Source organism: Brevundimonas sp. GN22, from assembly GCF_054824005.1.
Genome location: NZ_JSYD01000079.1, coordinates 19,237 through 40,557, shown reverse-complemented (window position 1 = coordinate 40,557; position 21,321 = coordinate 19,237). Strand labels below are relative to the sequence as shown.

At 62.1% G+C, this 21,321-nt stretch carries 19 protein-coding genes; 10 read left to right on the top strand and 9 right to left on the bottom strand.

Annotated elements, in window-relative coordinates; all coding sequences use genetic code 11:
• Positions 1-709: AMP-binding protein (locus tag OB03_RS11565; protein ID WP_461344222.1), on the bottom strand; the 709-nt coding region annotated here is incomplete at its 3' end.
• A gap of 337 nt (positions 710-1,046) precedes the next feature.
• Between OB03_RS11565 and OB03_RS11560 the strand changes: the two genes are divergently transcribed.
• Complete coding sequence (locus OB03_RS11560) at positions 1,047-2,111, top strand: hypothetical protein (RefSeq protein ID WP_461344221.1); 1,065 nt, start codon at positions 1,047-1,049, stop codon at positions 2,109-2,111.
• On the opposite strand, the gene OB03_RS11555 is transcribed toward OB03_RS11560, so the two are convergent.
• A complete protein-coding gene (locus OB03_RS11555; protein WP_242914665.1) occupies positions 2,108-2,506 on the bottom strand; it encodes a hypothetical protein in 399 nt (132 codons plus the stop codon). The genes OB03_RS11560 and OB03_RS11555 overlap by 4 nt on opposite strands.
• A 164-nt stretch (positions 2,507-2,670) precedes the next feature.
• Between OB03_RS11555 and OB03_RS11550 the strand changes: the two genes are divergently transcribed.
• Positions 2,671-3,036 carry a hypothetical protein gene (locus OB03_RS11550; protein ID WP_461344220.1) on the top strand — a complete coding sequence of 122 codons (366 nt, stop codon included), beginning with the start codon at positions 2,671-2,673 and terminating at the stop codon, positions 3,034-3,036.
• A 15-nt stretch (positions 3,037-3,051) separates the two neighbouring features.
• On the opposite strand, the gene ppk2 is transcribed toward OB03_RS11550, so the two are convergent.
• Positions 3,052-3,792 carry a polyphosphate kinase 2 gene (gene ppk2 / locus OB03_RS11545; RefSeq protein ID WP_242914669.1) on the bottom strand — a complete coding sequence of 247 codons (741 nt, stop codon included), beginning with the start codon at positions 3,790-3,792 and terminating at the stop codon, positions 3,052-3,054.
• Positions 3,793-3,896: 104 nt separating this feature from the next.
• Between ppk2 and OB03_RS11540 the strand changes: the two genes are divergently transcribed.
• The gene (locus OB03_RS11540) at positions 3,897-5,054 is read left to right on the top strand and encodes a serine hydrolase domain-containing protein (RefSeq protein ID WP_242914670.1); all 1,158 of its coding nucleotides are present in this window, start codon (positions 3,897-3,899) and stop codon (positions 5,052-5,054) included.
• Between the two features lie 180 nt (positions 5,055-5,234).
• Positions 5,235-5,438: a cold-shock protein gene (locus OB03_RS11535; RefSeq protein ID WP_242914672.1), complete on the top strand. Its 204-nt coding sequence runs from the start codon at positions 5,235-5,237 to the stop codon at positions 5,436-5,438.
• Positions 5,439-5,513: 75 nt separating this feature from the next.
• Here OB03_RS11535 and gluQRS read toward each other — a convergent pair whose 3' ends face one another.
• Positions 5,514-6,362: a tRNA glutamyl-Q(34) synthetase GluQRS gene (gene gluQRS / locus OB03_RS11530; RefSeq protein ID WP_461344225.1), complete on the bottom strand. Its 849-nt coding sequence runs from the start codon at positions 6,360-6,362 to the stop codon at positions 5,514-5,516.
• 80 nt (positions 6,363-6,442) lie between these two features.
• On the opposite strand from gluQRS, the gene OB03_RS11525 reads away from it, so the two are divergent.
• The 3 genes from OB03_RS11525 to OB03_RS11515 all read left to right on the top strand — a co-directional run bounded on the left by OB03_RS11525 (position 6,443) and on the right by OB03_RS11515 (position 8,555).
• The gene (locus OB03_RS11525) at positions 6,443-7,105 is read left to right on the top strand and encodes a DNA-3-methyladenine glycosylase family protein (RefSeq protein ID WP_461344219.1); all 663 of its coding nucleotides are present in this window, start codon (positions 6,443-6,445) and stop codon (positions 7,103-7,105) included.
• Positions 7,106-7,189: 84 nt separating this feature from the next.
• Positions 7,190-7,843 (top strand): trimeric intracellular cation channel family protein, encoded by a 654-nt coding sequence (locus OB03_RS11520; RefSeq protein ID WP_461344218.1) that lies wholly within the window; start codon positions 7,190-7,192, stop codon positions 7,841-7,843.
• 142 nt (positions 7,844-7,985) lie between these two features.
• Positions 7,986-8,555: an HNH endonuclease gene (locus OB03_RS11515; RefSeq protein ID WP_242914680.1), complete on the top strand. Its 570-nt coding sequence runs from the start codon at positions 7,986-7,988 to the stop codon at positions 8,553-8,555.
• Here the strand turns inward: OB03_RS11515 and OB03_RS11510 are convergent.
• Positions 8,528-9,703, bottom strand: coding sequence for a serine hydrolase domain-containing protein (locus OB03_RS11510; protein WP_242914682.1), 1,176 nt, complete (start codon positions 9,701-9,703; stop codon positions 8,528-8,530). The genes OB03_RS11515 and OB03_RS11510 overlap by 28 nt on opposite strands.
• A 228-nt stretch (positions 9,704-9,931) precedes the next feature.
• Between OB03_RS11510 and OB03_RS11505 the strand changes: the two genes are divergently transcribed.
• The gene (locus OB03_RS11505) at positions 9,932-12,274 is read left to right on the top strand and encodes a TonB-dependent receptor (RefSeq protein ID WP_461344217.1); all 2,343 of its coding nucleotides are present in this window, start codon (positions 9,932-9,934) and stop codon (positions 12,272-12,274) included.
• 66 nt (positions 12,275-12,340) lie between these two features.
• On the opposite strand, the gene OB03_RS11500 is transcribed toward OB03_RS11505, so the two are convergent.
• Entirely contained in the window at positions 12,341-14,044 is a 1,704-nt protein-coding gene (locus OB03_RS11500; RefSeq protein WP_461344216.1) for a M1 family metallopeptidase, read from the bottom strand.
• 112 nt (positions 14,045-14,156) lie between these two features.
• Positions 14,157-14,453 carry a 50S ribosomal protein L28 gene (gene rpmB, locus OB03_RS11495; RefSeq protein WP_242914687.1) on the bottom strand — a complete coding sequence of 99 codons (297 nt, stop codon included), beginning with the start codon at positions 14,451-14,453 and terminating at the stop codon, positions 14,157-14,159.
• Between the two features lie 230 nt (positions 14,454-14,683).
• Here rpmB and OB03_RS11490 point away from each other — a divergent pair, with 230 nt between their 5' ends.
• Positions 14,684-15,178, top strand: a complete 495-nt coding sequence (locus OB03_RS11490) for a DUF3617 domain-containing protein (RefSeq protein ID WP_461344215.1) — start codon at positions 14,684-14,686, stop codon at positions 15,176-15,178.
• A 79-nt stretch (positions 15,179-15,257) separates the two neighbouring features.
• On the opposite strand, the gene OB03_RS11485 is transcribed toward OB03_RS11490, so the two are convergent.
• Positions 15,258-16,304: an NAD(P)-dependent alcohol dehydrogenase gene (locus tag OB03_RS11485; protein WP_461344214.1), complete on the bottom strand. Its 1,047-nt coding sequence runs from the start codon at positions 16,302-16,304 to the stop codon at positions 15,258-15,260.
• A 217-nt stretch (positions 16,305-16,521) separates the two neighbouring features.
• Between OB03_RS11485 and OB03_RS11480 the strand changes: the two genes are divergently transcribed.
• Complete coding sequence (locus OB03_RS11480; protein ID WP_461344213.1) at positions 16,522-18,120, top strand: AbgT family transporter; 1,599 nt, start codon at positions 16,522-16,524, stop codon at positions 18,118-18,120.
• 56 nt (positions 18,121-18,176) lie between these two features.
• Here OB03_RS11480 and OB03_RS11475 read toward each other — a convergent pair whose 3' ends face one another.
• Positions 18,177-21,254, bottom strand: a complete 3,078-nt coding sequence (locus OB03_RS11475; protein WP_461344212.1) for a DUF3857 domain-containing protein — start codon at positions 21,252-21,254, stop codon at positions 18,177-18,179.
• Positions 21,255-21,321: the final 67 nt, after the last annotated feature.

Sequence of the window (21,321 nt, the reverse complement as noted above, 5' to 3'; positions counted from 1 at the left end):
CGAAGGCGCGCATATAGGTGCGGGCACGCGAGTGCGGGATGCGCGCGGCCTTTGGCAGGCCGGTGGTGCCCGAGGTGTAGATGTAGAGCGCGGTATCGCGGTTGGTCAGGCCCTTGCGCAGGCCGCGATCCGGACGGACCGACGAGGCGCTGCGGACGGCATTGTCGAAGTCGCGGCGGGTGTTGGTCTCGTTCTCTTCGCCCAGACCCAGAACCCACAGCATGATGTCGCGGTCGATCAAACCGCGGCTGTCCTCGGCGGCCTGCCAGCAGTCTTCGTCGGTGACGACGTTGAACGCGCCCGAAATGTTCAGGCAGTGGGCCAGAGCCGAACCGTTGAGGTTGTTGTTGATCAGGGCCGTTGCCACGCCGACCTTGGAGAAGCCGAACCATGCCGCCACGTATTCAACACGGTTGTGCATCAGCAGGGCGATGGTGTCGCCACGCTTGAGGTTACGGCTGGCGGCCCAGTTGGCGTAACGGTTCGCGAGCGCTTCGAACTCGCGGTAGGTCAGGCGACGGGTCTCGTCTTCTACGCAGATGTTATCCGGGTATTTGTCGACGGCTTCTTCGATGTCGTCGCAGATCAGAACATCACTATCCAGAGCGATCGGCTTGATGCGCTTCAGGAGGCGTACAAGCCCTCCCAGAAAGCGGATTTCGCTCTTGATGTTCGCCACCATACCCATGAGTGCGCAGCCTTTCCCCATTGAATATTTTCTTTGTTGATGAACGGCATGGGGGCGCGGGTCAACTGCTCGAAAGGCCGCATTGGTCCATTGTTCCCGAAAACTGCACAGTCTCGGGTCGATTTGTATGACGTTGGGTAAAGTTAATAGGCGACCTTACGTCAACAATGGCACCGCACAGATATTGGATTGCGCCGGTTGTGTAGTGAACCAGACTTGTTGGACTGTTCGCCCAACCGTGATTTTATCGGATAGGCGAAGGGCCTGTGCAGGTGATGTGAAACAGGCATCGTCAGGCCATAGATTTGTCCCCATGTGCTGATGTCCTGATCGTTCGATCTAGGATGCTGGAGTTCGTATGTCGTCCAAAGCGTCAACGCCACCCGTCGAAAACACCCCGCGCGAGGGCCAGTCTGTGCCGCCGCCGGCGCGTATTCCTGCCGTCGGCGAAGGGACATTCCAGAAGGGCCGTGTCGTATGGGGACGTCCTCCCCAGGTCACGTTCCGGGCCGGACCTCTGCCGAGAGATGAGGGGCTGGCGCGTCTGATGGCCATGCCGCCCCATCCGCAGCCCCCGCGCACCCAGTCCGCCACGCCACGCGTGACGGGGTCTGCGGCTGCAGGTGCAGGCATGGGTGGGTTCTCCAACGTCCCGTCGCCCAAGCCTTCTGTGAGCGAGAGCAAGGGTGCGGTCCCGCAGGCCAACGACTCCGGCATATTCGGCAATACTCTGGTTCCGCCGCCGCCCACCAAGCCGAAGGCGTCCGAACCTGTGACGACTGCGCCCGCAGCAGAGGCTCCTGTGGTCGCTGCACCCGTGGCGACTGCTGTGCCGGAAGCGCGCGATGTCCTGAACGAACCGGTCGTGTCTTCCCCCGAGCCGGTGATTGCTGCGGCACCATCGTCAGTTAAAGGCAAGCGCGGGATCGGGACTTGGGTGGCTGTGGGCGCGATTGCGCTCGCCGCGGGCGTGGCAGCGGTGGTGTGGTTCAATCGCGAACCGGCCACTGTGACTGAAACGCCCGCTCCGCCGGTGACGGCACGAGAGGAGACAGCAACCGCGCCGGTGGAACTGCCTGCCGAAGCGCCTGTGGAAGCGCCTGTGGTAGCGGATGTTGCTGCGACCTCGACCCCGCCCGTTGCTGCGCCTCGTGCACCGGCCGCACCGGCTCGCGCTACGACTGCTCCCGCGCGTGAAGCCGCTGCAAGGCCCCGGCCTGCACCTGCAGAGCCATCACGCACGACTGCGCCTGTGGCCCAGACGCGTCCGGCACCCCAGAGCACCGCTCCGGTCGTGGTGGTCACGCCGCCTGTGGAGGCCGATACGCCGCCCGTTGTTCAGGGGCCGCCGCCCACCGCAGCGCGTCCGCCGGAAACCGATCCAAACGCGCCTGTCGTCACGCGACCGACGAGACTGGACTAAACCGGCGGCGGCGGGGCTGGCTTGAGTGGCACATAGCCCCGCTCGACCATCCGGCGAAGGGCTTCATAGGCCTCGGCCAGTTCTTCATAGGCAAGGCGGGCCGAGGACAGTCGCGCCACCTGATCGGGTGTGGCTGGCGAGCCCGACTGGCTGAGGCGCAGAGCTTCAGCCGCCCAGCGCGCGCGGGCCTGTGCCGTCATGACGGCCAGCTTTTCGAAATGGACGGGATCGGCCTCGCCCAGCATCTGGCCGATGACCTCGCGGTTTGCCAGCCAGGCGGTGTAGTCGATCTGTTCCAGCAAGCCGCGTAGCCGACGCTGGTCCTGCGGGTCCATGTCTTCCGGCTGGAAGTGATCGCGCGGGCGGCGGTAGTTCTGGGTCAGGATGGTGGACATCGGCGACCTTTCACTGTGCTGGGGCAAACAGGGTTGTGCAAACCAAGCTGGGCCATAGGGGTTAACTCCGCGTTGAGGACGGAACCGGACAGCGGCTGCGCCCATTTCGAATAGGAGAGTTCCCGCCAGCGTGTCGGGGACGATGCTACGATGGAGACGCTGAAATGGCTGATACTCTGACTACGCCCCAGACCCCGGCGAATGCAAACGACGAACGCTCGTGGGAGGAAGCGCTGGAGGAAGCCATCAACCTGTTCGAACAGGGCGAGTCGCTTAATCAGGAGCGTTTCGCTGAGCTGCTCGAAGAGTTGAAGCGCGGCAAGGTTCACGCCGATCACCTGCCCGCAGATGATCCGCGCCTAGAGATGATGGCAGCCCTGCGGGAGCGGGCGTCCAAGCTGGAAGCCAGTGCAGCACTGGGTACTGGTCCGACCGACCAGATCAGCAGCCTGCTGGGCGGTCTGACCGGCCAGCCCAGCAAGACGACGGCCCCCGCCGTCACCGAGATCGAAGGCCGCGGCGAAGACTGATGACTACAATGGCGGTCAGGGGTTCAGCTTGCCCTTGGCTGACTTTGCCGACAGGACGACATCGCTGTCCGGCTTGTCCACCTTTATGGGGGACTGGGCGGCGGCATGCAGGATGTGGCGGATGATGTTGAGACGCGCCGTCTTTTTCTTGTCGGTTTTAATCGCTGTCCAAGGGGCGAAGTCGAAGCTGGTCTTGGTCAGCATTTCGTCGCGGGCCTTGGAATAGAGGTCCCAGCGCGCTTGAGCCTCCTTGTCCATGGGCGAGACTTTAAAGCGTTTGATCGGGTCGCTTTCTCGTTCGGACAGGCGTTTGGCCTGTTCCTCGCGGCTGATGTCCAACCACAGCTTGATGATGGTGATACCCGAGTTGGCCAGCAGGCGCTCGAAGTCCTCGACGTCGCGCAGGAAGTCGGCGTGCTGTTGCGGCGTGCAGAAGCCCATTACGGGTTCGACGCCGGCGCGGTTGTACCATGAGCGGTTGAAGATGACTGTCTCGCCCGCCGCCGGCAGGTGCGGGACGTAACGTTGGAAGTACCACTGGCTGCTTTCACGCTCTGTGGGCTTGGGCAGGGCGACCACGCGGGTCAAGCGCGGGGCCATATTCTCGGTCAGGCGTTTGATCGCGCCGTCCTTGCCCGCCGCATCGCGACCTTCAAAGATGATCAGCGTCTTGCGGCCCTGTTCGATGCCTGCCGCTTGGATCTCGACGATTTGGACCTGAAGGGCTTCCAACTGGGCTTCATAGTCTTTGGACATGGCGTCTCGCTTCTCGCATTGGGGACAGGGCCAAAACCGCTGTGATTTGCCGCATTACACGCTCGTAACTTTGCTTATCTGCGACGAGGGTCAAGCATGGCGATATGCAAAACACCGACCAAGCCCGAACCGTTGCTGCCTCTGTTGGCCCAGATCGCCGCGTGTTTCTTGTCGCGGGGGCTTCGGCTTCCATGACGGGGGTGATGCCTGCATTTGCGCGGGCGCAGGCGGCTGCGTCACCATTTGAGGCAGGGCTCGAACGGGCGTTCGAAGCAGCCAAGCCTGTGGCGCTGGCGGGACGGGTCTGGAAGGACGGGCAGACGCTTTGGCAAGGGGCCAAAGGCTTGCGGCGCGCCGATGGTGAGGCTGCCGTGACCCAAGACGACCGCTGGCATCTCGGCTCCAACGGTAAGGCCATGACGGCGGCGCTATGGGCGCGACTGGTGGAGCAGGGCAAGGCCGCGTGGGACATGCCGCTGCCCCGCGCTGTGGAGGCTGCCTATCCGGGGATGGCCATTCATGCGGGGTGGTCGGATCGCAGTGTCGACGATTTCATGCGTCACCGCGCAGGGCTTTATGACGACACCTACATCACGCCGCTCTGGTTGATGGCTTCGCGGATGAAGCCACAGCCCCTTCCGGTTCAGCGGCGCGAGTTGGTGCAGGCGGTTCTTGCGGCACCTCCGAACGGTCCTCGGGGAACCTATACCTATGGAAACGCCAACTACATATTGGTGGGCGCGCTCATGGAGGGGCTGAGCGGACAACCGTGGGAAGAGCTGATGCGCAGCGAGGTTTTCGCCCCGCTCGGCATGGTGACGGCGGGCTGTGGCGCGCCGCAGGGAGAACAGCCGTGGGGGCATGGTGCACAGCTCAAACCGGTGAACCCTGAAAGTGCGGGTTCAGACAATCCTGCGGTGATGGGTCCGGCGGGAACCATCCATATGGGATTGGCCGACTATGGACGGTTCCTGAACGCCATGATGACGGCGGGCTGGCTGTCGCAGGACAGTTTGTCGCGGCTGCTCACTCCGCTGGATGGCGAGCAGTATGCCTTGGGCTGGATGGCACCCGGATCAAGGGCCTGGGCGGGCGGTCCGGCTGTATTACATAACGGTTCCAATACGATGTGGTTTGCGACCGTTGTTATGGCTCCGGCGAAAAAACTCGCCTTTGTGTCTGTGGCGAACGATGCCGAACACGGCGGAGAAGCCTGCTCTGCGCTTATGAGCGAAATGATCTCTGCGGCCGCGGCAAGTTGAAATAACGGAATCATTTCAGTTGACCGTTTGCGAATAGCAAGGGACAACGTTTGCGCAGTCCGGATATCGCGTGAGGTCCAAACTCGCGTCTCGCTCCTTAGTCGAACGAGGTTGTCCAGATGGACTGACGGGTTCTCTTCGGGGAATTCGACTGGAAAACGCGTTCAATGGAGACGCAACATGGCGACCGGCACGGTCAAGTGGTTCAACCCGACCAAGGGTTATGGCTTCATCCAACCTGATGACGGTGGTTCGGACGTTTTCGTCCACATCACTGCTGTCCAAAAGGCCGGCCTTGCTGGCCTGGATGACAACACCAAGGTCGAGTACGAACTCGAAAACCAGCGCGGCAAAACCGCTGCTGTGGAACTGAAGGTTCTCTAAGAACCCCGGCTCCCGGACCTAAAGGTTCAGGAAAACGCGGAAGACCTTTTGGTCCTCCGCGTTTTTTTGTGCCCGCTAGAAACCGATCTCGGCGCGCAGATCCTCGGCGGTCATGCCGCCTTCGCGCAGGGCTTGCAGGGTGACCGATCCATCGCGTTTGGCATAGCGTCTGCCGTCTGGACTCGTCAGCAGGCGGTGGTGGCGGTAGATTGGTTCCGGCCAGCCGAACAGGCTCTGGATCAGCCGCTGGATGTGGGTGGCTTCGAACAGATCGACCCCGCGTATAATGTGGGTCATCCCCTGCAAGGCATCATCGTGAACGGCGGCCAGATGATAGGCGGCTCCGGCATCCTTTCGCGCCAGAACGACGTCGCCGGCCGTCTCGGGGCGGGCCTTGATGCGACCAATCTCGCCCTGCGGCCCTTGGCCTTCCTCGAAGAAGGAAAGGCTGTCCCACGCTGCGCCGCCCAGTGTGTCACGCGCGGCATCCAGAGACAGTCGCCATGCGAACGGCCTTCCGGCCCTTAGCAGTTCGGCCTCTTCATCTTGTGGGTGTGGGCCGGGGCGGACGGCTTCGGCAGCGCCATGCGGGGCGTGGCCGATGGTGTCCAGAATCTCTTTACGGGTCCGGAAGCAGCGATAGACCAGTCCGCGTTGTCGCAGGTTCTCGACCGCCCCTGCGTAGTCGTCCAGATGATCGGACTGCCGCCGGACCGAGTGCTCCCAGTCCAGACCCAGCCATTGCAGGTCTTCATAGATGCCGTCTTCGAAGGCAGGCTTGCAACGGGTGGGGTCGATATCCTCGATCCGCAGCACAAATCGCCCGCCCGCTTCGGAAGCGGCTTGGCGGGCGGTCAGCGCGGAAAAGGCATGGCCTTTATGCAGGCGGCCGGTCGGAGAGGGGGCAAATCGGGTGGCAAACACGCTGGCCAAGCTAGTCTTGCGCGGGGTGGGTGTCGAGTTTGGGTCTGTGCATCGCGCACGCGGTGAACCATGGTGTGCCAATGAGCGAAACGGATTTGCAAAAGGCCGAAGCCCTTACCGTGCACATGGCGTCGGCGCGCGAGGCCCTGGCGGTCATGGATGCCCGCTTGGCTGTGATCCATAGCCAGACGCCGCCGATGGCGTGGCGGCTGCGGACCGGTGGGTTCGAGGGGCTGTTCCGGATGATCGTGGAGCAACAGGTGTCGGTGGCGGCGGCGGCCTCGATCTGGCGTCGGGTCGGCGAGGGGCTGGGGGAGATTTCGCCCGAGCGGGTCCTGGCGCTGGACGTCGAGGTGCTGCGGAGCTTTGGGCTTTCCGGACAAAAGGCGCGCTATGCCCACGAGATTGCGCGGGCGCATAGCGACGGACGGATCGATTTCGACCATCTGGAGCGTCTGGATGATGCGCAAGCTGTGGCTGCACTGACGGCGATCAAGGGTGTCGGGCGGTGGACGGCGGAAACGTTCCTGATGTTCTGCGAGGGCCGTATGGACGTGTTTCCGGCAGGCGATGTGGCATTGCAGGAGGCGTGGCGCTGGGCCGACCGGCAGGAGGCGCGGTTGAAAGAGCGCGACTTCTATAAGGTGTCGGAGGGGTGGCAGCCGTATCGGTCCGTAGCCGCTCAGATGCTGTGGCACTGGTATGGTGCGGTGAAGCGCGGCGAGATCACGCTCGAACCATAGCAAACCTTTGGCGAGGCAGGACAAACGCAAAGGTCGTGTTATGGATGGGGTTGGCGCAGATGTGGCCCGCGCCGGAGGATCGATGTGACACCGCTGACTGCGACGGCCGAACTGGCGCGACCGGAAAATGTACTGCCCCTGCTGGATTTCGCGGGTGTGGCTGTGTTTGCCGCGACCGGTGCGCTGGCCGCTGCACGTCAGAAGCATGATCTGGTGACCTTCGCCTTCTTCGCCGCCCTTACGGGCGTGGGCGGGGGGACGGTGCGCGATCTGTTGATCGGTGCGCCGGTCTTCTGGGTCAAGGACTGGTGGTACATCGCCATCTGTCTGGGCGCGGCGCTGGGCGTATGGGTGATCGGTGCGCGTACGTGGCGCTTTCGGGCCCTGCTTTGGCTGGATGCGATCGGATTGGCAGCCTATGGGGTGCTGGGTGCGGCCAAGGCAGCGTCCTATGGCGCGGCTCCGCTGATTTGCATTGTTATGGGCGCGCTTACGGCCTCGTTCGGCGGTATCGTGCGTGATGTGCTGGCGCACCAACCGTCGATCCTGCTGCGCCGCGAGTTGTACATCACTGCGGCCTTACTCTCGGCGACGCTGTTTGTGGCGCTTAAGGCTATCAATCTTCCGACGGTGGTCGCGGTGCTTTTGGCCATTGCCGCGGGTCTGGCCCTGCGGGCCGGTGCGATCCTCAAGGGCTGGAGTCTTCCGGCATTCCCCAGCACCCCGCAACGCTTCTGAAGCTTTGCTGTAAAAGAACCATGATCTTTCAGTCATGGTGATTGCAGGGAATCAGGTTTAACTTTCTTCGTCCTGACAAGGGAAGGAGAAGTGTCTTCAGTCCTCTTGCGTCGATAGTTTGCTGTGTCGGAGGGCCTGCGCGATGCAGGTGCTGACTGGTGCGCCCTCGGGGTTTCCGGCCCTCGTGTTGAATGCCGACTTCCGGCCTCTTTCCTATTTCCCGCTGTCGCTATGGTCGTGGGAAGAGGTCATCAAAGCCGTGTGGCAGGACAGGGTCGAGGTGGTGGCTACCTATGACAAGGTGGTGCGAAGCCCCTCCATGGAAATGCAGCTGCCCAGTGTGGTCTGCCTCAAATCCTATATTGATCAGGACCGTAGTCCTGCGTTTACGCGGTTCAATCTGTTCCTGCGCGACGGTTTTAGCTGTCAGTATTGCGGACAGCCGGGCACGTCACAGGACCTGACCTTTGACCACGTTCTGCCGAGGTCGCAGGGCGGGGTGACATCGTGGAAGAATATCGTCACCGCCTGCGGGCCGTGTAATCTGAAGAAGGGCGGTCGCACCCCGCTTCAGGCGCACATGCCGCTACGCCGCAAAGTCGAACGCCCGACCGCATGGCAGCTTCAGCAGGCCGGACGGAAGTTCCCGCCCCACACCCTGCATAAGAGCTGGCTCGACTACCTCTATTGGGATGTGGCGCTGGAGGCTTGAGGTGATGCGTCCACGGCGGCGGCGACCTGCTGGAGCAGGCGGCTACGCTGGGGCGAGCGTCCGGTCGCGGTGGGCCATGCGGACAGGATGACGACGACGGTGCGGCGGTTAGGGTCGATGGTGATCGATTGGCCGAAGATGCCGTAGGCGCCGAAGCGGCCGTTATCGTGCGTCCACCATTGGAAGCCGTAGCCTTCGACGGGTTCACCGATGTCGGCCTGTTTGGTGGTGGCTTGTTCCAGCCAGCCTTCGGGCAAGACGTCGCTGTCGCCGATCTTTCCGCCGTCGAGGATGAACTGGCCCACGCGGCCCCAGTCGCGAAGGGAGGCCATCACGCAGCAGCCGCTGGCTTCTTGGCCTACGGCGTCGATCATCCAGCCCGCGTCCTGCTCCATGCCGTAGGGACCCCAAAGCTTTTCGGACAGATAGTCGGCCAGCGGCTTGCCCGTGGCGCGGGTAAGCAGGACGCCGACCAGATTGGTTTCGCCCGTGGAATAGTGCCAGCGCGAGCCCGGCTCTGCGGCGCGTTTCAGTTGGCGCATGTAATGGAGCGTCGGGTCCATGCCGTCCGTCTCGTGCGGCTCGAAGAAGCGGGCTACGTCGGCATTGGGGTCGGTGTAGTCTTCATTCCAGTCAGCCCCCGAGGTCATGGTCAGCAACTGGCGCACGGTGACGCCGTCATATGCGCTGCCCTCCAGTTCGGGCAGATAGCGCATGATCGGGGTTTCGAGGCTTTCGATATAGCCGTCGGCGATGGCGGCACCAACGAGGGTCGAAGTCAGGGATTTGGCGACCGAGAAGGAGGTCCAGCGGCCTTCCGGTCCAAAGTCGAGGCCATAGCGTTCAAACCGCACGCGGCCATCTTGCAGCACCAATATCCCCGCCGTGTGCTCGGCCTGCATATAGGCGTCGACGTCGAGAGACAGTGGTGTGCCCTGCGGCAGTTCACGGGCATGGGGACCGGCCTTGATCACCCGATGGGGCACGATGCGGTCCATGGCGCGAAAGCCGGCCTCGCGGGCCTCTTGAGACCAGAACAGAACCTGCGACGGCTTTTCCAGAGTGGGCAGAGCGGTTTGTGCCGATGCGGGCAGGGCCACGGAGAAGGCCAGAGCCGCCGTGCCGATCAGGCCGGACAAGTGTCGCATGTAATCCCCCTCGGAAAGATAGTGGCAACGTCACAGTGAAGCGCGTTACGAGCGGCGTCTAGGCTGTAACATCGCCGCTTTATGACGATTGATCCGGTTGCGGAAGGATCGTCGCGAGCCTGAATCCAAACTGTATTTTTGGTGCCGCCGATCGGTCGTCTCTCATTCGCAAACCCTCGTTAGACCGCCTCTCGCTCGACGCCGGATGCGCGAGACGAGGGATATGCGATGAAACGTTTGATGGCGGCTGTCTCGGTGACGGCCCTTTCTTTGGCTATGGCGGCGCCGGTTCTGGCTGCGGACAACAATGAAGAGCCGGTACCGGTCTCGCCGGCCGATAGCGAGGGTCCGTCGCGGCTGTCCGATATTGTGGTGACCGCCACCAAGCGCGCGACCAACCTACAAGACACGCCGATCTCGATCTCGGTGGCCTCGTCCGAAGACCTGACCAACCGCAATGTGCAAAGCCTGATGGACCTGTCGGATGGCAGCGTGCCGGGTCTGCGCATCACGACCTTTGAAGCGCGCCAGTCGGCTTTGACGGTCGGCATTCGCGGCATCGTGCCGAACGATGCGAACCAGCCCGCCCGTGAACAGGGCGTCGGTGTCTATATCGACGGCGTCTATCTGGCACGTCAGCACGGTCTGGCCGCGGCGCTACTGGACATCGACCGCGTGGAAGTGCTGAAGGGTCCGCAAGGCACGCTGTTTGGGCGTAATACCGAAGGCGGTGCCCTGTCGCTGATCACCAAGAAGCCAACGGGCGAGTTTGGTCTGCGGGCCGTGGCCGGTGTCGGCAATCTGGATTCCTATAACTCCGAAGTTCACGTCGATTTTCCGGCGTTCGGCGACTTCGCCGTCAAGCTGGATGGCGTGATCTCGGTACAGGGTCCGGTGACCAAAAACCGTCTGTCGGGCGAGCAGGGCTTTGGTGAATATGACCGTCGCGGCCTGCGTGGTCAGGTGCGCTGGACGCCGAGCGATACCTTCACCGCTACGCTGGCGGCGGACATCAGCAAGGACAAGAACACCCCCTTCTATAGCCAGTTGCTGAACTGGAACTATTTCAACCTGCCGGTGGTGCCGTTCACCTCCGCCTCGATCCCGTCGGGCAGCATCCGTGACCTGTCACCGCTGGTCGAGGTTGAGGGCGAGGAGCGTATGCGTATGGCCGACATCGGTGTGCCGCAGCAGTGGAACATCAACGACACGCGTGGCATCGACCTGCACCTGTCGTGGCGTCCGAGCGACAATCTGGAAATCCGCTCCATCACCGCTTACCGCGATCTGGATGTGGACCAGTGGGACAACATCGGCGGCGCGCACCGTCCGCCGGTCGTAGGTCCGAACGCCAACTTCAGCCGCTACTCGTTGGCTGGCTTCTGGCAGCACCAGTTCAGTCAGGAACTGCAGGCCGTCGGTAACATCGGTGACCGCATCGAGTACGTCGCGGGCCTGTACTACTTCAAGGAAACCGTGTCGGACGATGCCGCGACCCCGACGACCAACCGCTGGAACGCGGACGGTACGGGCTACACCATTCTGGACCCCACGCCGACGCTGCGAGGTTCGCGCTTTATCGACCGCGCCTCGACCGCCCATTCGGAATCCAAGGCCATCTATGGTCAAGCGACGTGGACGCCGAACATCCTCAATGACGCCCTGCACCTGACGGTCGGTGGTCGTTTCACCTGGGATGACAAGGACGGCACGCTGGAGATCGTCAACAATGCGCTGCCGGTTGTGAACGGCGTCGCAGGCGAACTGCACTTTGCCTCCTCGGTCGAGCGCTTCGATCCGCTGGTGACGGTGGCCTATGAGGCGAGCGAGAACGTCAGCGTCTATGCCAAATACTCGACCGGCTATCGTGCCGGTGGTGCATCGTCGCGCTCGTTGACCTATCGTTCCTTCGATCCGGAAGAGGTCGAGGCCTATGAGGTGGGCGTAAAGAGCGATCTGTTCGACAACCGTGTGCGCCTGAATGCGGCCCTCTATGCGATGGACCGCACCGACAGCCAGTTGGACTTCAGCCTGATCACTGGCACCCGCAACACGCTGGAAACGGTCAATGCGCCGGGCACCACCAAGATCCGCGGGCTTGAGCTGGAAGGCCTGTTCCAGGCCACGGATAACCTGCGTCTGTCGGCATCCTATACCTATACGGATGCTCAGGTGCCGGACACTGCCAACCCGTTCACGGGCAATATGCAGAAGGTGTTCATCGCCTATACGCCCGAGAATGCTGCCAACTTCGCCGCCGACTGGGAATCGCCGTTCATGGGGGCGACGCTGAAGGCCCACCTCGACGCCAACTATGCAGACGCCAGCTACAGCTTCGAGCAGTTCGACGTGCAGAACGACAGCTCCTTCATCGTGAATGGCCGTGTCGCTATCGCCGATATTCCTACCAAGCTGGGTGGTCCGAGCATGGAAGTGGCCCTGTGGTCGCGCAACCTGCTGGACAAGACGTTTGTGTACCGCCGCGACCCGTCCAACCGTCCGACCTTCGGTGACTATGGCAACTTCAACATGCCGCGCACCGTGGGGCTGCAACTGACGGTGAAATACTAGGAAAAGCGACCCCTTCCGCTTCTCCCGAAACCTTGGCTCCGTAGTTTGGCTGCGGAGCCTTTTTCGTCAGCGGGCGGTGGCCTTCCACTCCTCGATATAGGGCAGGCGGCGCAGAACCTTGGATTTAGGATCAAGGATGATGTGCGCGTTCTCAGCGGCACCGAAGACGACGGTGCCGTCCTGCATTTCCAGCGTGCGGGTGACGCCGTCGATCTCGACGTCCACGGGCATGTTGAAGGGCTGATCGGAGCCTGTCTGCCACGTCAGGCGGACCTGATCGCCAAGACGCGTCATGACCAGATCGGGCAGGGCAGCGTGATACAGATAGGCTTCGAAGAACCATCCCATGTCCTTGCCGGTGATGTCGTTGACGATGGCGATGTAGTCGGCGGTGGTGCGGTAAACGGGCTTGAAATTGCCGGGCTGAGGATCGGCGCGATCATAGACCAGACGGCGCAAGGACTGTTTGAAAGCCTCGTCGCCGATGTAGAGGCGCAGGGTGTGGGCGATCAGCGCGCCCTTGTAATACAGGTCCAACGCGGGGCCGGTGGCGGCCTTATAGACTGTGCCCGCGGCCTGAGGTTCGCCTGACACCAATGGGTGTTGGTTGGCCAGTGTGCGGCGCATGGTTTCCAGCTCCGCCTGCATGGCGCGCTCGCCGTTCAGCCAATAGGCGTAGAGCGGCTGCATATAGGTGCCGAAACCTTCGTGCAGCCACATGTCGTCCCACGACACATTGGTCAGCTGGTTGCCGAACCATTCGTGCGCCAGTTCGTGTTGCAGCAGCCAGTCATAGCCCTTGCCGTCCAGCTTATAGCCATTGCCATAGGCGTTGATGGTCTGGTGCTCCATGCCCAGATGGGGGGTCTCGACGACGCCCAGTTTCTCGTCGGCGAAGGGGTAGGGGCCGACCCATTCCTCGAAGAAGGCGAGCATGGACGGGAGCTGGTTGAACAACCCTTGGGCCTTTTCGGGCGGGACGCTGTCGAGGGCCCATAAGTTCAACGGGATACTGTTGCCGTAACGGCTTTGATACTGGCCCGACAGTTCCTGATAGGGGCCGACGTTCAGCGTGATGGCATAGGTGTCGGGATCGCGCGTGGACCAGTTCCACGTCGTTGACCCGTCGCCGTGCTCGGTCTTGTTGATCAGGCGGCCATTGGCGGGCGCGGACAGGCCCTTGGGCACGGTGATGTGCATGTCCACGCGGCCAGGCTCGCCCATCGGGTGGTCGATGCAGGGCCAGATCAGGTCACAGCCTTCGCCCTGAACGGCCGTGGCGATCCACGGCTTGCCACCTGACTCGCTCCAGACCCAGCCGCCGTCCCACGGGGCGCGTTTTGCAGGGTGTGGCGAGCCGCCATAGGCAATGTTGACGATGACCGATTCTCCAGCGTCCAGCGATTCTGGAAGCGGGATGGTCAGGCGGCCCTCGGGGTTGGTCCAGTTATCGATGCTCTGGTCGCCGACCTGGATGCCGTCGATGGAGAATCGGGTGTCCAGTTCGAGCACGATGGACGCGACAGGCGCGGTGGCCGTGAAATCGAGGCGGGCGTGGGCCTGAACGGTCTTGGTGTCGGGCTTGATATCGAATGCCAGATTGGCAGCGTCGAACCGGACGGCTTCCTGTTCAGGTGTGCGGGGTGTGCCGCTGGACAGGGTGAAATCGGTTGTCGTGGCGCTCTGGGCCCACGCGCTTGCCGCCGATAGGGTCAACGCCGTCGCCATAACGGCACAGCAGGAGGAGGTGAGGCGGCGGCGCAGGGTCATCGTCAAAGTCCACTGGAGGCTGGATAACGACGAGCTTTACGGGCGTATGGGCAAAAGAAAAAGGCCGGTGTTTCCACCGGCCTCTTCCAGAACTTCAAATCAGCAGGGCTGATTAGGCAGCGGCTTGTTCAGCCAGCTTGGCCTTGACCTGACGCTTGATGCGCAGGGCATCAGCCGACAGCTTTTCATCGCGAGCCTTCACGATGAAAGCGTCCAGACCACCCTTGTAGTCGAGCGTGCGCAGGGCAGCGTTCGAGATACGCAGGGAGAAGGTTTGGCCCAGAGCGTCCGAGGTCACCTTGACCGTCTTCAGGGACGGCAGGAAACGACGCTTGGTCTTGATGTTCGAGTGGCTCACATTGTGGCCGACCATCGGGCCGATACCCGTGAGTTCGCAACGACGCGACATCTTAAGATCCTCAAGGTCACATCCGCGCAAACATTGCGGACGCATGAAAACAGGTTGCGCGTCAGGCTTGGAGGCCCACGCGAGAGGGGGCCGTATAGAGGAAGGACTCACTTCCCGTCAACCCGAGTCTGGGCCGGAGTCGGACTTGAAAGCAGAATCTGGCGATAAATATGAGGGATCGAACCCGTTCACCCGCCGTTCAAACCCGTATCACTATATCGGAGCCTATGATGAGCCGTTCAAAAATCAAAACCGCTTCCATTGCTCCGGCCAAGGGATTTCGCCTGGCTGCGGTGACGCTGCCGTTTGTTGCGGGTGCTGTTCTGTTGGCGGCACCGGCTTCGTCGCCGCAGGCTCAGGGCTCGCAGAGCCAGGTGCTTCCCGGCTATTGGGAATACACCACCAGCGTGCTTGGTGTGCGCGATACCGAACAGAAGTGTGTACGACCTTCCGAGATCAACCGCTTCTTCGGCGGCATGTCGACGCGCAAATGGCAGTGCACCTATTCGGTGCGCGAGGCGTCTGGCGGTAATGCGCGCTTCCAGGGCGTCTGCACCGACCGCAAGAACCGCCGCGTGAATGTGCGCCTGAGCGGCACCTATCAGCCGGAATCGTTCCGCTTTAACGGCGGAGCCCAGCTGACGCGCGGTACCCCCTATATTCCGGCTACCATCACGGCCCGCCGCCTGTCGGCACAGTGCCCCGCCAACGCCGAGTATTTCTGATCCACCGATCAGAGCGACATAAAGAAAGGCCCGCCGGATCGCTCCGGCGGGCCTTTTGCTTTTCGACGTCTGCGTCCGATCACATGGTGCTGTTGTCGATGACGAAGCGGTATTTGACGTCCGACTTCAGCATGCGCTCATAGGCTTCCTCGATCTGCTCGGCGCGGATCAGTTCGATTTCGGAGGTGATGCCTTTTTCGGCACAGAAATCGAGCATCTCCTGCGTTTCCTTGATGCCGCCGATCAGCGAACCGGCGATCGAGCGGCGACCGCCGATCAGGACGCCGACGCTGGGCGACGGGTGTGCGTGTTCCGGCACACCGACGAGGCACATGGTGCCATTGACCTTCAGCAGCTTGGTGAAGGCATCGAGATCATGGCTGGCGGCGACAGTGTTCAGGATGAAGTCGAAGCTGCGGCTGTGGGCCTTCATCTGGTCCTTGTCCTTGGACACGACTACTTCGTCAGCGCCCAGATCGAGCGCGGCCTGAACCTTGGATTCGGAGGTGGTGAAGGCAACAACGTGTGCGCCCAGTGCGTGGGCCAGTTTGACGCCCATGTGGCCAAGGCCACCGATGCCGACGACGCCGACCTTCTGGCCCGGACCGACCTTCCAGTGACGCAGCGGCGACCACGTGGTCACGCCGGCGCACAGCAGCGGGGCAACAGCGGCCAGTTGCTCGCTCGGGTGGGTGATTTTCAGGACGAAGTCGTCCTTCACGACGATCCGTTGCGAATAGCCCCCCAAGGTGTGGCCCGGGGCATCGGCGGTCTTGGAATCGTAGGTGCCGACCATGCCGTTTTCGCAATACTGCTCCAAGCCGTCGTCGCACGAATGGCAATGCTTGCAGCTGTCGACCATGCAGCCGACGCCGACAACGTCGCCTTCTTTAAAGCGGCTGACCGAGGCACCGACAGCAGACACACGGCCAACGATTTCGTGGCCCGGCACGCAGGGGAATTTCACCGCACCCCATTCGCCGCGTACGGTGTGCAGGTCCGAGTGGCAGATGCCGCAGTAATCGATCTCGATCTGGACATCGTGGGTACCGACCTCGCGGCGCGGGATTTCGATGGCTTCGACCGGACGGTTGGCGGCAGTTGCGCCATAGGCTTTGACGTTCATGAACTTGTTCTCCGGCAGGGATACGCACGAGGGCACGTGGGATGTCGCCGCAGTCTAGTGCCGTTGATGGCTGTGACCCAAGCGGGAATGGCGCGGGGGCGCGACATCATGTGCACCTGCGCGTCGTTGCCAGACAAAACCCTGCGGTTGAATATCTGTTGTATCCGTACCTTGCAGGGGAGGGCGGGCCTAAAGTTCAACCCGATAAGGACTTCGTATGACGGACCCTCAGCCCGCGCCCGAACAGGCCGTTGCCAAGCGCAATGCCTTCACACGCTTTTTGGATACGGTGGAATGGCTGGGCAATCTGTTGCCTCATCCTGTGACGCTGTTCTTCTTGTTGGCGGCGGGTATGGTCCTGCTTTCCGGCCTGTTTGGATATCTGGGAGTGGCAGTTGAAGACCCTCGCCCTGCGGGGGCTTCGGGGCGTGCCGATGACGGCATGATCCGTGCGGTCTCGCTGCTAAGCGCCGATGGCGTTCGCCGAATCTTCAGCGGTCTGGTCACCAACTTCACCAGCTTCGCGCCGCTGGGTGTGGTGCTGACGGCCATGCTGGGGATCGGGGTGGCGGAAAAATCTGGAGTGCTGTCCGCGGCGGTGCGAGGCATGGTGCTGGGGGCGTCCAAGAATATGGTCACCGTCGTCATCGTGTTTGCGGGCGTGATGTCCAACACGGCATCGGAGTTGGGCTATGTGGTCCTGATCCCGCTGGCGGGCGTGGTCTATTATTCGCTCGGGCGTCACCCATTGGCGGGTATGGCGGCGGCGTTTGCCGGTGTTTCGGGTGGCTATTCCGCGAACCTGCTGATCGGGACCATCGATCCGCTGCTGGCCGGTATCACCGAAGAGGCGGCTCGGCTGATCGATCCGACCTATTCCGTCACGGCGACTGGGAACTGGTACTTTATGGTGGTGTCGACCGTGATGGTGACGGTCGTGGGTTGGGCGGTCAGCACCTATATCGTCGAGCCGAAACTCGGGGCCTATAATGTCGAAGACGCAGACCCGACCGCGCTGGCCGGTGCGACTGCCGATCCCCTCACGCCGGTCGAGAAGAAGGGCCTGAAGGTTACGGGGCTGGTACTGATGGGCGTGCTGGCGGTGATGCTTTTGACGGTGGTGCCGTCGTGGGGTGTCCTTCGTGATCCCGAGACGGGGGACGCGATGCGTTCGCCGTTCTTCAGCGGGTTTGCCGTCTGGATTTTCATCTTCTTCCTCGCCATGGGCTGGGCCTATGGCAAGGTCGTCGGAACGGTGAAGAACGACCGCGACGTCATCGACGGTATGGCCAAGGCCATGAGCTCGCTGGGCCTGTATCTGGTAATTATCTTCTTTGCTGCCCAGTTCGTGGCCTTCTTCAACTGGTCCAACATCGGCTCGATCACGGCGGTGAAGGGGGCGCAGACGCTTCAGGCCATGGGGCTGACCGGTCCGGTGATCTTCATCGGTTTCATCCTGATCTGCTGTCTTGTGAACCTGATGATCGGCTCGGCTTCGGCGCAGTGGGCGATGACGGCCCCGATCTTCGTGCCGATGCTGATGCTGCTGGGTTATTCGCCGGAGCTGATTCAGGCCGCTTACCGGATCGGTGATTCCACCACCAACATCATCACCCCGATGATGAGCTATTTCGGCCTGATCCTCGCGTGGGCGGTTCGATACGACAAGAAGGTCGGGATCGGCACAATGATCGCGATGATGCTGCCGTATTCGATCTTCTTCACCATCGCCTGGACGATACTGTTCTTCGTCTGGGTGTTTGGTCTGGGTCTGCCGGTGGGACCGGGGGCTCCGACCTTCTACAGCGTTGGCTGAGAGTGACCGGACAAGAGAAAAGGGCCGCCCGGTGGGGTGGCCCTTTTTGTTGCGCCTTAATCCGTGCGGACCATTATCAAAGGCTCGGATGCAAAGCTTTCGTCCGCGTTCGGGTCGGCTTCAAGGGCTGCAGCCATCATAGCTTCACCCTCGGCCTCCTGCCCGGTTCCTTTCAACATCTTACCCAAACCGTATCGGGCTATCTGGCTATCCGGGGCTAGTTCGATGGCTTTGCGATAGACGCCAATGGCCTCGTCCTCGCGGTTCAGGATGTAGAGGAGGTAGGCCCTGCGGACATGCAGACCGGCGTCGTTCGGCTTTTGGGCGACGGCCTTGTCGCAGACCTCAAGAGCCGCCTCGCGACTTTGGGCCATCAAGGCTTTCGAGACGCAGGCTGCGGACAGATTGTCCAGATCGATGCGGGTCAATTCCTCGAAGCGGGCGCGGTCTGCGGCCGCGCCGCGTGTGTTGCCGCGCAGATCGCGAATGCTCGCCCGGTCTATCAGAAGGGACGGGAAGTCCGATTCCACGCTCAAAGCATCGGTCAGTATAGCTTCTGCCTTGGCAGGCTCTGCTGGTTTGAGCTCGGCAGCGGAAGTTCTGGCCATGGCGACGAAGAAGGATGTCGTGGCATCCGGATAGCCAACGGCTTCGGCAAAGGCGGCGGTTTGTGCCATGGCCTCTTGTGGTCGCCCTATGCGCAGGAGCAGGCCGGCCAACTCAGATTTGAGGCCACTCTCATCCGGCTTGATCGTGGCGATCCGCTCCAGATCGGCAAGGGCGCGCGCGTGCTGGCCCATCCGCTCATAGGCTGCCGATCGACGATAGAGGGCATGCGTGTTCTGCGGCCATTTGTTGAGCGCGCCGGTAAAGGCCAGAACAGCCTCCAGATCGTCCTTCTCGATTTCGGCCAGCCGTCCCTTGGCATGGAACAAGATCGTGTCGGTGGGATCGGCAGCTTCGGCGGCGGCGATATCTGCGCGCGCCTTGTCGAACTCTTCGAGCGCAAGATAGGCCAGGGCGCGGTTGGCCAGTGCATTGGCGTGGGGCGCAGAGAAGCCCGCGATAGCGGCGTCGAACTGGCCGATGGCACCAGTATAATCGGCCGCATTAAACAGGGCGTAGCCGCGTCGCAGGGTTGCTTCCGGATTGTTGCCGTCGGCCGTGTTCAGCGTCTCGCGGTCCGAGGCGGTGAGGCTGTAGCCCGACCGCAGCCGCATGGTGGCCCTCATCTCCTTGAAGGTGTCCATATTGGCTTGTTCGCTTGCCCTTTCAGCGGGGGTCGCAAACGGACGCAAATTGATGGAGCCGCGGTCGGTTTCGAGACGGTTGCCGTTGCGCTCGACGGTGCGGAAGAACCGGGTGGCACCGGCGTCCACTTCATACGGCTCAACGGAAACGTCCAGCACATCGTGGTCTTCGGGCAGGATCAAGCTTGTGCGGAAGGAAGATGAACTGGGGAAGGAGACGGCGTAATCGGCATCTTTGAACCGCGGATTTGCGTGCGGCTCGATCCCCTTCCATGTGACGTGGGCCAGCGGGATGCTGACGGGGCCGTTGGTCCAGTCAAATGTGATGCGGGCCGTGGCTGTAGCGACGAACTCGTGGGTGTCCTCACGGTACTCCCACTGGCTCTTGAGGTCCGAAATCGTGCCGTATTCCTTGAGGAATTCGGTCCAGCGGTCGTCGTACCAGCGGGTCATCTCGGCTGCCGAGGCCATGCCGGTTGCCGCCTGCATCTCGGTGGCCCTGTCCCCGCGATCGGTATCCGTCAGCGTCAATCGGGCAGGGCTATAGATCCCGTCCGACAGGTCGATCTCCATCTGCATCAAGCTCATCGGGCGCGGCGGAAGCTGAAGGGGGATATGTTCGAGCTGGGCACGTTCCACCACCGGTAGAATGTATTCGTGCGCCAGCGGAACGTCCGGCCTCAGGCTGCGGTCTCCGATGCGGGTGCCGTCCAACAGGTGGGTTTCGCCGTTGATCCTGGCTTTGACGATGACGTGGTCAAAGGCACTGACCATCGGCAGGTATTTGTCGAGCGGCAGGTTTTCCGAACTAACAAGGGCGGGCACGGCGTCGATGCCCAGTTCCTTCAGGATGGCGACGAGCAGCACCGTCTTGCCCTTGCAGTCACCCTGTCGGCTGGCCCAAACCTCGCTGGCGGAGCTTGGCAGCCAGCCGCCCTCGCCCAGCGTTACAGCCAGATAGCGGACCTCGTCCTGAACCAGTCGCAGGGCGGCCACAGCGCGCGCTTGTGGCGTGGTGTGCTCGGCTCTGATCCGCGCAATATGGGCTGCCAGATCGGCGGCGTCCGGCAGGGTCGCCGCCTGCTGATAGGCCGGGCGGATATAGTCGGTAATGACGCTCCATTGTGGAATGCTGCTGATCTGCCAGGCGTAGTCGGGGATAGAGCGGGCGGCGAACCTTTCCGGATAGCTTTCGGCCTCGGCGTCGACAAGCCGTTCGGTGATGATCTTGAACCCGCCCTGCTCGGTGGTCGGCGGCACGGTGCTATAACGGCCCGCACGGGTTTGCACCCTCATTGAGGACGGCCAGCTTATCGTCGAGAGCGCCAGATCAATCGGCGCGGGCGACACCGGCACGGATAGGGACTCAATTGGATTGCCGAACACATCGAACTGGGTGCGGACCGAATAGGCAAAGTCGATGGTGTCGCCGATGCGAACGTCCGGGACAATGAGGACGCCGGTCAGGATGCCATTGATCTGTCGCGACTGTTCCAGCCCAGCCTCGCGCCTCAGGATGGTGAAGTCGCCCTTGTCGAGGATGTCCAGCGTCTCGCCGTTGCGGATCAGCTTGGCGGAGTGAACGGTGGGGCTTTGTAAAGCGGGATTCCAGTTGAGCGCGAGTTGTGACCCTGACTGGAGGCCCAGCGGCGACAGGATCTTTACCCTCGCCCGCAGATAGGTCTCGGTATGGGTGCCAAAAGCCCGCGTATGGCTTTCGATCCTTTCATACCTAACGTGCTGCGAGGGGACATCGGGACGGTTCGACAGGTGCGGTGCATCGGCCGGAAGCCATTCGGGCGCGGGGGCGCGAAGGATGACCTCTCCCGCCATCGCTGAGGTGCTCAGCAGCCATGCTGCCGTCGCCAATGCCAGTTTCTTCACGCACACGCCCTTTGTCGATATTCTGCCATAATTCGATTAGCAGAGCGGCGGGGCGGAAAATAGGGGA